Annotated in this window: 13 protein-coding genes; all 13 read left to right on the forward strand. The window is 72.0% G+C overall.

The window, feature by feature from the left end; translation table 11 throughout:
• Nucleotides 1-38: 38 nt before the first annotated feature.
• The 13 genes from cmk to WME98_RS11300 all read left to right on the forward strand — a co-directional run bounded on the left by cmk (nucleotide 39) and on the right by WME98_RS11300 (nucleotide 15,594).
• Entirely contained in the window at nucleotides 39-875 is an 837-nt protein-coding gene (gene cmk, locus WME98_RS11240) for a (d)CMP kinase (protein WP_437333361.1), read from the forward strand.
• Nucleotides 859-1,824: a hypothetical protein gene (locus WME98_RS11245; RefSeq protein WP_437951337.1), complete on the forward strand. Its 966-nt coding sequence runs from the start codon at nucleotides 859-861 to the stop codon at nucleotides 1,822-1,824. The genes cmk and WME98_RS11245 overlap by 17 nt, the downstream gene beginning before the upstream one ends.
• Before the next feature lie 4 nt (nucleotides 1,825-1,828).
• Entirely contained in the window at nucleotides 1,829-2,947 is a 1,119-nt protein-coding gene (locus WME98_RS11250) for a hypothetical protein (RefSeq protein ID WP_437951338.1), read from the forward strand.
• A 241-nt stretch (nucleotides 2,948-3,188) separates the two neighbouring features.
• Complete coding sequence (locus WME98_RS11255) at nucleotides 3,189-4,922, forward strand: 30S ribosomal protein S1 (protein WP_044986661.1); 1,734 nt, start codon at nucleotides 3,189-3,191, stop codon at nucleotides 4,920-4,922.
• Nucleotides 4,923-5,116: 194 nt separating this feature from the next.
• Nucleotides 5,117-5,686 (forward strand): hypothetical protein, encoded by a 570-nt coding sequence (locus WME98_RS11260; RefSeq protein WP_437951339.1) that lies wholly within the window; start codon nucleotides 5,117-5,119, stop codon nucleotides 5,684-5,686.
• 218 nt (nucleotides 5,687-5,904) lie between these two features.
• Entirely contained in the window at nucleotides 5,905-6,453 is a 549-nt protein-coding gene (locus WME98_RS11265) for an HIT family protein (RefSeq protein ID WP_061622619.1), read from the forward strand.
• Entirely contained in the window at nucleotides 6,450-7,940 is a 1,491-nt protein-coding gene (locus WME98_RS11270) for an AI-2E family transporter (RefSeq protein WP_437951340.1), read from the forward strand. The genes WME98_RS11265 and WME98_RS11270 overlap by 4 nt, the downstream gene beginning before the upstream one ends.
• A 134-nt stretch (nucleotides 7,941-8,074) precedes the next feature.
• Complete coding sequence (locus tag WME98_RS11275; protein WP_020739972.1) at nucleotides 8,075-9,022, forward strand: hypothetical protein; 948 nt, start codon at nucleotides 8,075-8,077, stop codon at nucleotides 9,020-9,022.
• Between the two features lie 95 nt (nucleotides 9,023-9,117).
• Nucleotides 9,118-10,059 (forward strand): hypothetical protein, encoded by a 942-nt coding sequence (locus WME98_RS11280; protein WP_437951341.1) that lies wholly within the window; start codon nucleotides 9,118-9,120, stop codon nucleotides 10,057-10,059.
• 111 nt (nucleotides 10,060-10,170) lie between these two features.
• Nucleotides 10,171-10,596 (forward strand): HIT family protein, encoded by a 426-nt coding sequence (locus WME98_RS11285; RefSeq protein WP_437951342.1) that lies wholly within the window; start codon nucleotides 10,171-10,173, stop codon nucleotides 10,594-10,596.
• Between the two features lie 659 nt (nucleotides 10,597-11,255).
• On the forward strand, nucleotides 11,256-11,924 hold the full coding sequence (locus WME98_RS11290) for a carbonic anhydrase (protein WP_437951343.1): 669 nt from the start codon (nucleotides 11,256-11,258) through the stop codon (nucleotides 11,922-11,924).
• 94 nt (nucleotides 11,925-12,018) lie between these two features.
• Nucleotides 12,019-13,587 carry a SulP family inorganic anion transporter gene (locus WME98_RS11295; RefSeq protein ID WP_437951344.1) on the forward strand — a complete coding sequence of 523 codons (1,569 nt, stop codon included), beginning with the start codon at nucleotides 12,019-12,021 and terminating at the stop codon, nucleotides 13,585-13,587.
• A gap of 408 nt (nucleotides 13,588-13,995) precedes the next feature.
• Nucleotides 13,996-15,594 (forward strand): FAD-binding oxidoreductase, encoded by a 1,599-nt coding sequence (locus WME98_RS11300; RefSeq protein ID WP_437951345.1) that lies wholly within the window; start codon nucleotides 13,996-13,998, stop codon nucleotides 15,592-15,594.
• Nucleotides 15,595-15,678 lie beyond the last annotated feature (84 nt).

A 15,678-nucleotide genomic window follows, 5' to 3' on the forward strand; every position in this document is an offset into this window, starting at 1 on the left:
GGGCGAGCGGGCGAGCGAGCGAACGAGGAGGAGCGCAGGTGACCGAACGGCAGAGACAGGACGACGCACGCCACCTCCCGGGCCAGGGCGAGCTCCGGCGGCTGCGCGTCGCCATCGACGGGCCGGCCGGCGCCGGCAAGGGCACGGTCGCGCGGGGGCTCGCCGAGCGGCTCGGCTACCTCCTCGTCGACACCGGCGCGATCTACCGCGCCGTCGCGCTCGCGGTCCACCGCGTGGGCCTCGCGTGGGACGAGACCGGCGCGATCGGCGCCCTCGCCGAGGATCTCGCGAGCGGCGGGCGCATCACGCTGGAGCGCGGCGCGGCGCCCGACTCCACGGACGCCGGCGCCGCGTACGCCTCCGCCGCCGCGCGCGCCGCCCCGGAGGGCGGGCCGCCGCACTCGAGCGTGGGCGGCAGCGGCATGCGGGTGCTGCTCGACGGCGAGGACGTCTCCAGCGCGATCCGCGCCCCGGAGATCAGCCTCGGCGCGAGCCGGGTCTCGGCCATCCCCGCGGTGCGCAAGGCGCTGCTCGCGATGCAGCGGCAGGCCGGCGCCGGCGGCGGGGTCGTGCTCGAGGGGCGCGACATCGGCACCGTGGTGTTCCCCGACGCCGAGGTGAAGTTCTTCCTCACCGCGCCGGCCGAGATCCGCGCGAAGCGGCGGTACGACGAGCTCGTCGCGCGCGGCATGTCCGTCAGCTTCGAGGCGACGCTCGCCGACGTGCTCCGCCGCGACAAGGCCGACAGCGAGCGCGCCGTCGCGCCGCTCCGCAAGGCCGACGACGCGATCCTGGTCGACTCCGGGCACCGGAGCCCGCAGGAGATCATCGACGAGATGGCGTCCCTCGTGGAGATCCGTGCGCGCGGCGCGTGACGCCCGCGCCGCCGCCGCCGCTACCCTGATCGCGCTCGCGCTCCCGGCCTGCGGGGGCGAGGCGCCGCGGCCCGAGGCGCAGCGCGCGAGGATCCCGGACGGCCCGCGGATCGTCCGGCGCATCGAGCCGGCCGATCTCCTCCCGGCCGATCTCGATCTCGTGGTGCGCGTCGACGTCGCCCGCATGCGCGCCGGCCTCGGCCAGGCGGCCGCGGACGAGCTCGCGCGGCGCGCGCTCGACGAGGCGCCCGACGAGGCGCTCGAGAGCGCCCTCCGGCGCGCCGACGTCGTCTGGCTCGGCCTGCGGCTCGCCGATCTCGAGGCGGGCGACCGCGTCGTCGTCCTGGAGGGCCGGATGGCCGGGCTCGCGCCCGATCCCGACCGCTGGGCGCCGTCGCCGGTCGCGCGGGATGTGCACGGCGTGCAGGGCGGCGTCGCCGTCTTCGATCGCCGCGGCGACGGCGTCGCCGCGCGCGCCGACACGGCGCGGATCGTCGCGCTCGGCGATCGCGCCGTCGCGCTCGTGTCCGCGGCCGAGGTGAGCAGCGTCGCGCGCGTCCTCCGCGACGGCCCGGACGAGCGCCGCGGCGACCCGGCCGCCGAGGGGCTCGTGAGCCTCGACCTGCGCGCGCGCCGGCTCCCCGCCTCGCTCGCGCGCCGCTTCCCGTCGGCCTCCGCGCTCGTTGCCGGCGTCGAGCGCGTCCGCGCCGTGGCGTCCCTCGCCGACGACGGGGTGCGCCTCGACGCGGAGATCGTCGGCGTCGACCCGGCCGGCGCCGGGCGCGCCCGGCGGTTCCTCGAGGTGCTGCGCGACAACGTCGAGGATGTGCGTTACGCAGAGCTGATGAAGGCGCTCTCGATCGAGCAGGTGGAGCGCACCGTGCGGCTCCGCTGGCTCATCCCGGCGCCCCTCGTGCTCGCCCTGCTGTCCCGGGGCTCCGCCGGCTGAACCGATGCCCGACACCCTGATCGAAGAACCGATCCGACCGACCGTGATCGACGAGGCCGCGGCGCCCGCGCCGGCCCCCGGGGCCGACCCCGCCGAGGCGCCCCCTGCGAAGCCCGACGGCGGCGCCGCCCCGCCGCGCCCCGGCCGGCCGCGGGGGGCCGCGTGCCTCGCCGCGGCGCTCGCCGGCGTCGCGCTGCTCGCCGGCGTCGCGCTCGGCGTCTACTTCCTCTTCTTTCGCTACGAGCCGACGGCCCGGCGCCACATCCCGGGCGACGCGAACATCGTCGTCCGCCTCGAGGCCGCGGAGCTCGCGCTCTTCGGGCCCGTGCGCCAGCACTTCCTGCCGCTCGTCGAGGAGGCGCCCGCGCGCGCGTCGCGGCGGGCGCGCGTCGAGGCGGCCACCGGCGTCGACGTCCTCTCGGACGTGCGCGAGATCGTGATCGCCTCGACCGACGCCGCGAGCTGGGTCGCGCTCGCGGGCGGGCGCATCCCGAAGGGCCGGTTCGTCGCCGGCATGGAGAAGGTCGCCCGCGAGGAGGGCTGGTCCGATGTCCGCCGCGAGGGCGAGCTCCTGCTCGTCGGCGGCCCGCGCCCGCGCGCCGTGATCGGCCAGGCCGACGACGGCACGCTCGTCGTCGGCACGGACGTCGAGATCGTGAGCGCCGCGCTGCCCGCGTCGGACGAGTGGCAGCGCCTCGATCTGCCCGAGCAGGGCGCCGTCGCCTTCGCGCTCACGGGCGCCGCGTGGTCCGGCGCCGCCGGCGTGGCGTCGCCGCTGCTCCCGCGCGCCGGCGCGCTGTTCCGGCGCATCGCTCACGCCTCGGGCACGCTCACGCTCGGCGCGGAGCCCGCGCTCGCGATGCGCCTCGCGCCCGTCTCGGGCGACGCCGCCGCGGCGCTCGCCGCGGACGCCCAGGCGTTCCTCGGCAGCCTCAAGCTCGCGCTCGCGCTGCTCCCCGACGTCGCCGGCGCCGGGGCCGCGATCGACGGCGCCCAGGCCGAAGCGCAGGGCGATCGCGTCGAGATCCGGACGAAATGGCCCGTCGAGGGCCTCGATCGCGCCTGCTCCGCGCTCGCGCAGCGGGCGCGCGAGGCCGCCGGCGCCCCGCGCGCGGCGCCCTGACGATGCGCCGCTTTGAGCCGGCGGGCTCGTCGTTTCTCAGGGAAACGACAAAAACCCACCGTGGCTCGGTCGTTGCATTGACAGAGGCCCCTCCTCAGACTACAGGCTCGCCTCTCCCGAGGGGCCGGGTGCATCGGTACGCGTGTGCCTGCCCCTCCGCCGCTCGTGCGTGGCACCAAGGGTCCATGCCTACGCCCGCGCGGCGAATCCCAGGGAAGGAAAGGAAACAAGAACGAACAACATGACTAGTAACATCCATATGGAGGCAGGCTCGTCCGGGGCGAGCATGGAGAGCTTTGCCGCGCTCTTCGAACAGAGCGTGGAAGGGGGCGATTTCGCGCGTGAAGGAGAGATCATCTCCGGCACCGTGGTCGCAGTGAACCGCGACTCCGTCGTGGTCGACATCGGCGGCAAGAGCGAGGGCGTCATCGCGCTGCGCGAGTTCGCGGACGCCGCGGGCCAGGCCGCCGTCAAGGCGGGCGACAAGGTCGACGTCTACATCGAGAGCCGCGAGAACGACGACGGCCTCGTCACCTTGTCGAAGGAGAAGGCCGACAAGATGAAGGTCTGGGATGAGATCTCGAACGCCTGCGAGGCGGACGAGCTCATCGAGGGCACGATCAGCCAGCGCGTGAAGGGCGGCCTCTCGGTCACCATCCGCGGCGGCGTGAAGGCCTTCCTCCCGGGCTCGCAGGTCGACCTCCGCCCGATCCGCAACTTGGACAAGCTGATCGGCCAGACCTACAAGTTCAAGGTCATCAAGTTCAACAAGAAGCGCGGCAACATCGTGCTCTCGCGGCGCGTGCTCCTCGAGCGCGAGCGCGACGAGATGAAGGCCAAGACGCTCGAGACGTTGACGGAAGGGATGACCGTCAAGGGGACCATCAAGAACATCACCGAGTACGGCGCGTTCGTCGACCTCGGCGGCATCGATGGCCTCCTGCACATCACGGACATGTCGTGGGGCCGCGTGAACCACCCGAGCGAGGTGTTCCAGGTCGGCGACGAGGTCCTCGTGAAGGTCCTCAAGTACAACGCCGACACCGAGCGCGTCTCCCTGGGCCTCAAGCAGACCCAGGAGGACCCCTGGAACCACGCCGAGGAGGCCTACCCCGCGGGCAAGAAGGTCCGCGGCAAGGTCATGTCGATCACCGACTACGGCGCGTTCGTCGAGCTGGAGCCGGGCGTCGAGGGCCTCATCCACGTGAGCGAGATGAGCTGGACCAAGAAGGTCAAGCACCCGTCGAAGCTCCTCGAGGTGGGCCAGGAGCTCGAGTGCCAGGTGCTCGAGGTGGACGCGCGCGCGAAGCGCATCAGCCTCGGCCTCAAGCAGCTGGAGCCGGATCCGTGGATGCTCTTCACGGACAAGTACCACCCCGGCGACAAGATCGCGGGCAAGGTCCGGTCGCTCACCGACTACGGCGTCTTCGTCGGGATCGAGGAGGGCGTCGACGGCATGGTCCACAAGAGCGACCTCTCGTGGTCGGTGCGCGTCAACAACCCGAGCGACCTGTACCACAAGGGCGACGACGTCGAGGCGATCATCCTCTCGATCAACCACGACGAGAAGAAGGTCTCCCTCGGCATCAAGCAGCTCTGGGACGACCCGTGGCCGACCATGCTGCAGGAGTACCCGCCCGGCCGCGTCATCGAGGACGCCCAGGTGGTGAGCATCGTCGACTACGGCGTGTTCGTGCGGCTGCGCGAGGGCGTCGAGGGCCTCATCTCGCAGAGCGACGTGCAGGAGCCCGAGGACGGCAAGCTCAAGGTGGGCGACAAGGTCAAGGCCGAGATCTCCTCGCTCGACACGGTCGACCGCCGGCTCTTCCTGACGATGAAGAACATCGGCATGGAGCGCCCCGCCCCGGTCCAGCGCCAGCAGCAGAAGCGCAAGGACGACGACGACAAGCCGGTGGCCGGGACGATCGGCGATCTCATCAAGGAGAAGTTCGGCGGCAAGCTCGACCTGAAGTGACGCTGCCCGGCGCGCGGCCCGCCTGATCCGGCCGCGCGCCAGGCGCGCACTCCGCCGCACCGAAGGTACGGCGGGCTGCGGGCGCCCCGGTGCCGCTCGGCTCGCCGTGTGGACCCGATGTCGACGAGAGGCGAGGCCCTCCCCAGGGCCTCGCCTCTTGCTTTTTGCGGGGCGCCGCGGACGATCCCGCCGCGATGAGAGGCCCCCTCGCGCGCTCCGCCCTCGCCGCGCCGGTCCTTGCCGCCCTGGCGCTCGGCGCGCCCCCCGCCCGCGCCGACGGCCCGCTCGCCGCAGGCCCCGCGGCCCCCTTTGCCGGCCCGCGCCCCTTGCCTGGCCCCGCGGGCCCCCTCGCCGGCCCCGCAGGCGGCGTCTTTGCCGGCCCCGCGGCCGGCGACCCCCTCGCCCGCCTCCCGGGCGGCCTGCCCCGGGTGACGTTCCCGGAGCGGCCGCTCGCGCGCGCCTACGCGCCGCTGCGCGACCCCGACCCGTGGTTCAGCGATGACAAGGCGCGCCATTTCTGTGCGTCCATCGCCCTCGCCAGCGGCGGGTACGCGCTCGGCGCGCTCGCGACCGACGACCTCCATGGACGGATCGCGGTGGGGGCCGCGGTCGCGCTCGGCGCCGGCCTGGCGAAGGAGGCGTTCGACGCCGCCGGGTACGGCACCCCCTCGCTCCGCGATCTCGTCTGGGACGCGCTCGGCACGTCCGCCGGGCTTGCCCTCTCGGTCTGGTTCGATCTCGCCGCCACGCCGATTGCCTTCTGAGGTCCGCGCCGCGGCCCGCGGCCGAGCGCGGGTCTCCTGAGGTCCGCGCCGCGGCCCGCGGCCGAGCGCGGGCGTCCCCGGGCGGGCAATCCCCGTGGGAGCCGCGCGAGCACGGCGCGAGGCGCGGGCGGCGGTGATGACGACGGGGGCGACGCGGCGGGCGCGAAGCACGGGCGGTGGTCCCGCGCGCGTGGCCGCCGTGCTAGCGTCTCCGCGACATGGGCAACCCCCTGTGGGCGCCCTGGCGCATCGAGTACATCCTTGCGCCGAAGGGCCAGTCCGACTGCATCTTCTGCGGCATCCCCCGCGCAACCCAGCAAGAACAGCGCGACCGGCTGGTCGTGACCGCGACCCGCCGCGCGTTCGTCATGCTGAACCGCTACCCGTTCGCCTCGGGCCACCTCCTCGTGGTCCCGCACGCGCACGTCGCCTCGCTCGACGCGCTCGAGCCGGCCGACCACGAGGCGCTCTTCCGCCTCGTGCGCGAGTCGGCGACCCGCCTGCGCGCCGCGCTCAAGTGCGAGGGCATGAACGTCGGGATCAACCTCGGCACCGCCGCGGGCGCCGGGATCGCCGAGCACCTGCACGTGCACATCGTGCCGCGCTGGCCCGGCGACACCAACTTCATGCCCGTGCTCGCCGACACGCGCGTCGTGCCGCAGGCGCTCGAGGCGACGCGCGACCACCTGCTCGGCTTCTTCGCCGATCTGCCCGCGTCGCTCGTCGACGACGGCGTCCCGGGCCCGGCCGCGCGCGAGGCGCCGTGAGCGAGGGGCCCTCGCGGCGCACCGTGTTCCTGACGGTGAGCGCCGTCCTGACGGCGGCGCTGCTCATCGTCTCGCACGCGGTGCTGCTCCCGTTCGTGCTCGCGCTCGTCGTGGCCTACGTGCTCACGCCGGCGGTCCTCCGGCTCGAGCGCGCGCGCGTCCCGCGGTGGGCCGCGATCCTCGTCGTCTACGCGCTCGTGATCTCCGGCGTCGCGGGCTTCTTCGCCCTCAGCGTCCCGCGGCTCGTCGCCGAGGGGAAGGCGCTCACCGCCGAGGCGCCGCGGCTCGCCGCGCGGCTCCGCGAGGAGTACCTGCCCGCGCTCGACGCGCGGCTCCGCCGCTGGTCCGGCCGCGAGCCGCTGGCGTCGCCCGAGGCGCCGCCCGCGCCGCACGAGGTCGCGCCGGGCCCGACGCCCGATGACCTCGACGCGCCGCCCGGCGATCTCGCCGCGCCCGCGGAGGATGGCTTCGAGCGCCCGCCTGTCCGCATCGTCCCCGGGCCGGACGGCTCCTTCGACGTGCGCATCGCCGAGGACGTCGAGATCCGCGAGACCGGCGACGGCGTCTGGCAGATCGCGCCGGCGCGCCCGAAGCACCCGCTCTCGAGCGCGAACATGCTCCAGGAGGGCTACGAGAAGGCGGCCGCCTACCTCAAGGAGAACTCGCTCACGGTCTTGCGCATCGGCCAGGCCATCGCGACCGCGATCTCGCGCGGCATCTTCAACCTCTTCATGACGTTGATGCTCGCGGGGTACATCATCCTGACGCACGAGAAGATCCTGCGCTTCTTCCGCGAGCTCTGGCATCCGAGCTCGCGCGACTCGTTCGATCGCTTCCTGCGCCGGCTCGACCGGGGGCTGTCCGGCGTCGTGCGCGGGCAGCTCCTCATCTGCCTCGTGAACGGCGTCCTCTCGGCGATCGGCTTCTGGCTCTTCGACCTCAAGTACTGGCCGATCCTCTCGGTCCTCGCGGCGGTGATGTCGCTGATCCCGATCTTCGGCTCGATCTTGAGCTCGATCCCGGCGGTCCTCATCGGCCTCACGCAGTCGTTCGGCACGGCGGTCGGCGTGCTCGCGTGGATCGTCGGCATCCACCAGCTCGAGGCGAACTTCCTGAACCCGAAGATCATCGGCGACTCGGCGAAGATCCATCCGGTGCTCGTCGTGCTCGCGCTGCTCATCGGCGAGCACTTCTTCCAGATCACCGGCGCGCTCTTCGCGGTCCCGTGCCTGTCGATCGCGCAGACGGTCTTCCTTCACTTCCGCGAGTCCACGCTCGGCCTCGCCGACCCGACGGCCTCGATCCCGCCGACGCGCGGCGCCGCGCTGGTCGCCCCGTCGATCGAGCCTCTCCCGCCGCTGCGCGGCTTCGAGACGGTCCGCCCTGCGGTCACCCCGCTCCCCGCCTCCGCCCCCGAGGGCGACCCCCCCGCGCGCCCCGGCGACCCCCCCGCGCGCCCCGGCGACCCCGACACCGCCGCGAGCTAGCCTCGCCCACCGTCCTCCCCCCTCCCCGGGGGCCGGGCAGCTCGTCCGCCCGCCTCCGCTGGCCGCTCCCCCGCAGGCCGGCTATGAGACCCCGCGCCCCGCAAGCGGCAACTCCGTCAGATCCACGACCTTCGATGAAGACCCCCGGCAAACCCACCCCGAAGAAGCAGAGCCCCAAGCAGCAGCGCGAGCAGGCCATCGCCGCGCTCCGCAGCGGAAAGCCGCCGGCCGACCCCCTCGCCCAGCTGAACCCGCGCTCGCTCGCCCTCCGCGTCGGCATCCCGGCGCTCATCATCTGGGCCATCGCCCTGGCGATCCCCGGGGTCTGGCCGAAGGTGGCCGCCGGCGTCCTGACGGTCGTGGTCGCGGGCGTCATCCTGTGGGCGCTGCGCTTCGCGACAAAGACGCGCGCCGTCGCGCAGATCGTGCAGACCGCCGACTCCGCCGAGGCGCGCAAGGACGCGATCGCCAAGCTCGACACGGAGTTCAAGAAGGACGACGCGGCCGCGACGTTCGCGAAGGCGCAGCTCCAGATGCAGGAGGACCCGCGCGCCGCGCTCCGGACGCTCGAGACCATCAACCTCGACAAGGTGATGGCGCCCATGGCCGACGAGGCGCGCGCGCAGCGCGGCATGATCCACCTCATCCTGAGCGAGACGGACGAGGCGCGGGCGCTCGTCGACAAGATCGACATGACCCGCCACAAGGAGCCGAGGATCCGCGCCATGATGGCCGCCATCGTCGGCGAGGCGTGGGCCCGCACCGGGCAGGCCACGAAGGCCGTCGAGCTGCTCGAGACGTTCGATCCGAACGACGACGCGTTCGCCGAGCTCAAGCCGCAGCTGCTCCGCTCGCGGGCGTTCGCCTACGCCTGGGCGAACAACACGAAGCAGATGAAGAGCACGCTCCGGAGCCTGAGCGCGCTCAACCCGCAGTACCTGAGCGGCTTCATCACGAAGAAGAAGAGCCCCATGGGCGTCCCGCCGCGCGGCGTGCACCCGATGCTCGAGAAGGAGGCGTTCGAGATGCTGATGCGCTCCGGCGCCGTCCCGCGCAAGATGCAGCAGGTGAGGCGCGGCTGAGCGCGCCCGACCGCGCCCCCGTCGAGGGAGCGCGCCACACGCAGCGCGCGCCCCCTTGACGCAGGGCGCGCCGAGCCGCTGAGATGCGCGGCCTGATGAGAGGGACCGCGCTGATCTACAGCTCCCACAGCCGCTGCAACGTCATCCACAACGACTACATCGCGCAGCGCGCCCTCCGCGGGCGGGACAACAAGCGCGTCCTGTTCCTGCCGATGTCGGAGGCGCCCCGCGACGGCAACGAGCTCGAGCGGCAGGAGTTCGCGTACGGCAACTTCCGCTGGTTCTTCCAGTTCTACGAGCGGTTCGGCCTCGAGCACGTGCCGTTCTACTGGACCAGCAACCTGCGGCGCGAGGACGTCGACGTGCTGTGGGATCTGCTCTGGTCGTCCGAGGTGGTGATCCTCGGCGGCGGTTACAGCACGACCGGGCTCTGGCGCTACAAGCAGCTCGGCGCCCTGTTCGAGGGGGAGCCCGGCAAGTTCGGGCGCATCCTGCACGAGCGCCGGCAGCGGGGCCTGCTCACGGTCGGGTTCTCCGCCGGCGCCGACCAGCTGTGCCAGCACCTCTTCCGCCGCGTGTGGGACAGCCCGGGCGACAGCGACGGGTTCGGCCTCGCGCGCGACACGCTCGTGACGCTCCACCACGAGCCGAGCCGCAACGGCGACCTCTGGCACGCGGCGAGGCGCATGCCGCACTGCTTCGTGTTCGGGCTCCCGAACGACTCCGGGCTCAACGTCGACTGGGGTGTGCTCCCGTCCGGCAACCTCTGGCAGGTCTACGAGCTCATCGTCGACACGACCTGGGACGATCCGGCCGACGCCCTCCACGTGAAGACGCGGCAGGGCGCGCTCATCGATCACTTCGACAACACGGGCCGCCACTGGGCGTTCCACGGCGGCGACCACATCGTGCGGATCACGTCGCAGGACGGCCGCTACGACCGGGCCTGGATGACGGCCGGCGGGAGGCTCCTCGACTACTGGACGCGCGAGCCCGCCGGTCACGGGTCGATCGACGCGATCCTCGCGAGCCACTGATCGCGACGGCCGCGCGCCGCGCCACGGCCCTTGCACAGCCCGCCGCCGCGCCTGGCCGCGGGCCGGCGTTGACGCCCGGCAGGCGGCGCGGCATCGCTCCGGGAGGCCGCCATGCCCGCTCGACCTTGCGCCTTCTGCAGTATCGCCCGGGGCGAAACGCCGGCCTACGTCGTCCTCGACGAGCCGGAGGCGATCGCGTTCCTGGACCACCGTCCGCTCTTCCCCGGCCACTGCCTGCTCATCCCGCGCGCCCATCACGAGGTGCTCACCGACCTTCCGTCAGAGCTCGTCGGACCGCTCTTCGCGACCGCGCAGCGCCTCGCGCGCGCCGTGGAGGCGGCGTGCTCAGCCGACGGCTCCTTCGTCGCCATCAACAACCGCGTCAGTCAGAGCGTCCCCCACTTGCACGTCCATGTGGTCCCGCGCCGTCGGAAAGACGGTCTCAAGGGCTTCTTCTGGCCTCGTCACAAATATGCGGGTGAGCACGAGATGGTCGCCCTGCGCGACGCCATCGTGACGGCGTTGGCTAGCGGTTGAATTCCGTCGCTATAACGGTTATCTGGACGGGGCGCCGACCTGGCTCAGGAGCGAGGCGTCCGTCCCCGACTGCGACACTTTGCCGCACATGGTATGGCGCCGTGGCGTCTTGCGACGAAGCGGGCCCGCTGCCAGGTTAGGGAATAGACGGCGTTCGCCCCTGGTTCCAACGCCCGACGCTCTATCCATCCCTGAACGATGCTGGTTCTCCGGTCATTCCTCCCTCGGATCGCGCTGCTCTTCGCGCTGATCCTCGCGCCGCTTACGCTGGTACGGGGGAATATCAGCATCATCGAAGCGAGCAACTCCGATGTTTCGGGGTCGTTTCGGACCGGATCCACCGAGATCGACCAGGTTGATCTCGCTGGACTGCAGCCGTCGGTCCGTGCCGGGGCCCACCGGCTTCGCGCGATGCGCTCGGTACCCGGCGACGACGCGAGGCGCCCTCGCGTCGCCCTCGTGGCCGATCTCCGGCCCGCCCGCCTCGCCTCCCCCGTCCCCCACCCTCCCGTCCGTCGCCCTCCACCACGTTTCCTGAATTGATCGGCTAGCTCCGTGGCCGAGGCCGCTCGCGGCCTGTCGCGGAGGAGCTGGAAACCGGAGGTGTTCACGACGACTGCCGCGCTGGATCGGCGCGGTCAACGAGAGGGTTTGTTCAAATGCAGAAGCTCGCTGACGGGTTGCACAAGTTTCAGACGGATATCTGCGGCTCGTATCAGGATCTCTTCCAGCACCTGGCGAGGGGTCAGCGCCCCGAGGCGCTGTTCATCACGTGCTCGGACAGCCGGATCAACCCGAACCTGATCACGCAGACCCAGCCGGGCGACATCTTCATCGTGCGCAACGTCGGCAACATCGTGCCGCCGTACGGCGCGAGCAACGGCAGCGAGGCCGCGGCGATCGAGTTCGCGGTCGCGCACCTCGGGATCAAGCACATCATCGTCTGCGGCCACACGCACTGCGGCGCGATGCGCGGGCTGCTCGATCTCAACGGCCTGGACGAGCTGCCGGCGGTCAAGTCGTGGCTCCAGCACGCGGAGCTGACGCGCCGCCTGGTGCAGGAGAACTACCCGCACATCGAGGGGGAGAACCGCCTGACGATCACGGTCGAGGAGAACGTCCTCGCCCAGATCGAGAACCTCCGCACCCACCCGACGATCCGCGCGCGGCTCGCGCGCGGCGAGCTCTCGCTCTACGCCTGGGTCTTCAAGATCGAGACCGGTCAGGTCTTCCAGTTCGAGCATTCGAGCGGCCAGTTCGGGCTCATCTGCGAGGCGGCGCCCCCGTCCGCGCTGCCGGAGACCACGGTCTACCGGCGCGCGGGCTGAGCGCCTCACTGGCACTGACCCAAGACTTACTGGAAGAGAGGGCCTTTCGATGCAGCTTCAAAATGCCATCCAAGCCAGCGCCGGGTCGGAGCACATGGGTGCTCGCGCCCCTGGAGCAGAAGACGCGGCCGCGCCCCGGGGGGAGGCGCACGGGGACAGCACGCCGCCGCTGGATTCGCGCCTCACCGGGAACCTCAAGTACGACATCCCCGCGGGCGTCGTCGTCTTTCTCGTTGCCCTGCCGCTCTGCCTGGGCATCGCGCTCGCGTCCGGGGCCCCCCTCCTGTCCGGCATCGTCGCCGGCATCGTGGGCGGCCTCGTCATCCCGCTGATCAGCCGCGCTCAGCTCAGCGTGAGCGGCCCGGCGGCGGGGCTCGCGGCCATCGTGCTCGCGGGCATCACCAGCCTGCAGAGCTTCCAGGCGTTCGCGCTGGCGGTGGTCATCGGCGGCGCGCTGCAACTCGGGCTCGGCGTGCTCAGGGCCGGCGCGATCAGCCACTTCTTCCCCTCCTCGGTCATCAAGGGGATGCTCGCGGCGATCGGCGTCCTGCTCATCCTGAAGCAGCTCCCCCACGCCGTCGGCTTCGACAAGGACAACTTCGCCTCCGAGTCGTTCAAGGCCGAGGGCGGCAACACCTTCACGATGCTGGCGCAGGCGCCGCAGGCGATCGAGTGGGGCGCGTTCCTCATCAGCGCCGTCTGCCTGGCCATCCTCGTCGGGTGGGAGAAGTCGCGCCTCGCGAAGATCTCCTGGCTGCCCGCGCCGCTCGTCGCCGTGCTCGTCGCCACGCTCGGCAACGAGCTGTTCAAGGTGGCGGTCCCGTCGCTCGCCCTGGAGCAGAAGCACCTCGTGACCCTGCCCACCGGCGACCTGACCAGCGCGCTCCAGCTGCCGGACTGGTCCGCGATCGCGCGGCCCGAGGTCTGGGTGCTGGGCGTGACCCTGGCGATCGTGGCCAGCCTCGAGACGCTGCTCAACCTGGAGGCGGTGGACCGGATCGACCCGTGGCACCGCAAGTCGCCGCCGAACCGGGAGCTCGTCGCGCAGGGCGTCGCCAACATGCTCTCCGGGTTCGCCGGGGGTCTCCCGGTCACGTCGGTCATCGTCCGGAGCAGCGCCAACACCAACGCCGGCGCGCGCACGCGGGTCTCCGCCTTGACGCACGGCGCGCTGCTCCTGCTCGCGGTGGTCTTCGCCGCGGGGCTGCTCTCGCACATCCCGCTCGCGTGCCTCGCGACGATCCTGCTCGTCACCGGCTACAAGCTGGCCAAGCCCGCGATCTTCGCGGAGATGCGCAAGCTCGGGTGGAACCATTTCATCCCGTTCGTCGTGACGATCGTGGCCATCGTGCTGACCGATCTCCTGAAGGGCATCGCGATCGGCCTCGCGGTCGGCGTCGTCTTCGTGCTGAGGACGCAGATGTCCCGGGTCTTCGACGTGATCCACGAGGGGGCGCGGGTGACGATCCGGTTCAACAAGGCGGCCTACTTCTTCACGCAGGGCAAGCTCGTGGCGCTGTTCGAGCGGCTGCCGAGCGACACCCACGTGGTGGTCGACGCCCAGGGGGCGTCCTACGTCGACCACGACGTCGCGGAGCTGATCCGCCGGTTCCAGCAGACGGCGGCCCGGCGGAACATCCAGGTCGAGATCCGCGGGTTGTAGAGCGGTTCTGAGCGGGGACGGAGACACGGTCCTCGGTCTCGTCCCCGTCCACCGTTCTCCGCTCCCGCCTGCGCCCTCCGTCTTCCGTCTCCCCCTCTTCCGTCTTCCGTCTCCCGTCTCCCGTCTTCGTGCGCGTCTGCGTGCGCGTGCGCGTGCGCGATTCCCCGGAATCAGCGCGCACGCGCACGCGCACGAAGGACGCGCACGGGAGACGAGAGACGAGAGACGGGAGACGGGAGACGAGAGACGGGAGACGAGAGACGCCCCCCCGGGGGACCACTCAGCGCAGCGGGAGGCGTGAATTTGCCCGCGTGACCCGTTACGAGCGACGCTGCGCGCGATGCGCCCAGCCCTCGATACGGTCGACGCGATGGACAAGGCCCCCCTCCCTCCCTCCTCGGGTTGATCGTGGTCGCTCGATTCGACAGCGGGTCGCCCCGGCGAGCCGCGCGAGGGGCCACGGACGCTGGCCTCGCCTATGTCGGGGGCGCGCCGCCGCCGCCGCGGCTCGATGAGATCCCTCGAAAGCCGCTCTGCCTGCTCCAGGGCTACAGCGGGCTGCAGCAGTCGTGCGGAGACCTGTACACGCCAGCCTCGATCGAGGAGCTCCGGGTGCTGCTCCGCATGGCGAAGCGGACGGGGCGCAGGATCACGTTCCGCGCCGGGGGGCAGTCGTTCGACGGGCAGGCGCTGAACGACGACATCGTGATCTCGATGACGCGCTTCACCTCCATCGAGATCGACGAGGAGGGGGCGCGGATGACCGTGGGCGCCGGCGCCACGTGGGGAGCGATCGTGCGTGAGCTCGCCGCCCGCGGGCTCGCGCCGTACACGGTGGTCTCGACGAGCCACGCGACCGCGGGAGGCACGGTCTCCGGAGACTGCCTCTCTCGCTTCTCGAGCACCGGCGGCAAGGAAGGGCACTATGTCGAGCGGCTGACGCTCCTCACCCTCGACGGGGAGCTGCTCTCCCTCGGCCGCGACGAGGGGACGAGCGCGCTGTTCCACGCGGTGATCGGCGGCCTCGGCTACCTCGGCGCGGTGATCGACGTCACGTACCGCGTCGCACGCGTCGCCCCGGCGGGCACCCCGATCCGCGTCGTCACCGAGGCGACGCGCTGCGGATCGCTCGAGGAGCTCGCCGCGGCGCTCCTCCCGCGCGCCGAGCAGCTCCTGCCCGAGGAGGGAGGGAGCGCGGCCGAGGACGGGTGGGTCCCCGAGGCGCTCTTCTCCATCGCCTTCCACACCCTCGAAGGCAGCAGGAGCATGGTCATGCGGTCGCGGTACGTCGCGGGGACGTCCCACGCGCTCCGCCCGCTGCTGAACCATCGCCGCAACTACCCGCTCCGCGTCCCGATCGAGTGGCTGATGCGCGCGTCCGTCGTGAGCCGGGCCGTCTGGACGATCATCGACCGCTTCGTCTTCGACGTCTCGCGCCCGAACGTCGACGAGCTCATGGGCTATCTGTTCTTCATGGATGGCAACGTCCTCGCGAACCGCATCGGGCAGGCCCTCGGCGCGCCGATGATCACGGCGCAGCAGACCTTCATGATCCCCTACGACCCGGGCGCCCGGGAGGACAGCCTGCGCCGGCTCGCCGGTTTCCTGAACAGGATCGACGAGATCGCGACCCGAGACGGAATCCCGCCGCTGCTGCTCGACGTGCTCCACATCCAGGGCGACCGGTTCCTCCTCTCGGCGAACCACGGGACGGACGGGTTCGCGGTCACGGTCGCGTTCGTGGGCAGCGATGACGAGAGCGTGCGCCGCATCCGCCTGCGGCTCACCGAGCTCAGCGCGCACAGCCTCGAGATCGGCGGCCGGGTCTACCTGGTCAAGAACGTCCACGCGACAGCGGAGCACCTCCAAGCGATGTACGCGCACGCGCTGCCGGAGTTCGTCCGGCTCAAGCAGCTCGTCGATCCCGACGGGCTCCTGCGCAACGAGTTCCTCGAGCGGGTGTTCCCCGCGCACTTCGTTCCTGCGCCACGGCTCGCCCGGGCGTGATCGCGGCGCGCCGCAGGCGAACCTCCTCCCTGATTTCCGGCATCGGCCCGGACCGCGGCGGAGAATCGCTGGTGGGGATCTTGC

The sequence above is a fragment of the Sorangium sp. So ce296 genome, assembly GCF_051529605.1.
Lineage (GTDB): Bacteria > Myxococcota_A > Polyangia > Polyangiales > Polyangiaceae > Sorangium > Sorangium cellulosum_D.

What these genes read in the sequence shown, in the direction of transcription:
- WME98_RS11255 (WP_044986661.1), top strand. Translation starts at nt 3,189, where the DNA reads ATGACTAGTAACATCCATATGGAGGCAGGCTCGTCCGGGGCGAGCATG.
- WME98_RS11295 (WP_437951344.1), top strand. Translation starts at nt 12,019, where the DNA reads ATGGGTGCTCGCGCCCCTGGAGCAGAAGACGCGGCCGCGCCCCGGGGG.
- WME98_RS11250 (WP_437951338.1), top strand. Translation starts at nt 1,829, where the DNA reads ATGCCCGACACCCTGATCGAAGAACCGATCCGACCGACCGTGATCGAC.
- WME98_RS11285 (WP_437951342.1), top strand. Translation starts at nt 10,171, where the DNA reads ATGCCCGCTCGACCTTGCGCCTTCTGCAGTATCGCCCGGGGCGAAACG.
- WME98_RS11265 (WP_061622619.1), top strand. Translation starts at nt 5,905, where the DNA reads ATGGGCAACCCCCTGTGGGCGCCCTGGCGCATCGAGTACATCCTTGCG.
- WME98_RS11280 (WP_437951341.1), top strand. Translation starts at nt 9,118, where the DNA reads ATGAGAGGGACCGCGCTGATCTACAGCTCCCACAGCCGCTGCAACGTC.
- WME98_RS11290 (WP_437951343.1), top strand. Translation starts at nt 11,256, where the DNA reads ATGCAGAAGCTCGCTGACGGGTTGCACAAGTTTCAGACGGATATCTGC.
- WME98_RS11260 (WP_437951339.1), top strand. Translation starts at nt 5,117, where the DNA reads ATGAGAGGCCCCCTCGCGCGCTCCGCCCTCGCCGCGCCGGTCCTTGCC.
- WME98_RS11275 (WP_020739972.1), top strand. Translation starts at nt 8,075, where the DNA reads ATGAAGACCCCCGGCAAACCCACCCCGAAGAAGCAGAGCCCCAAGCAG.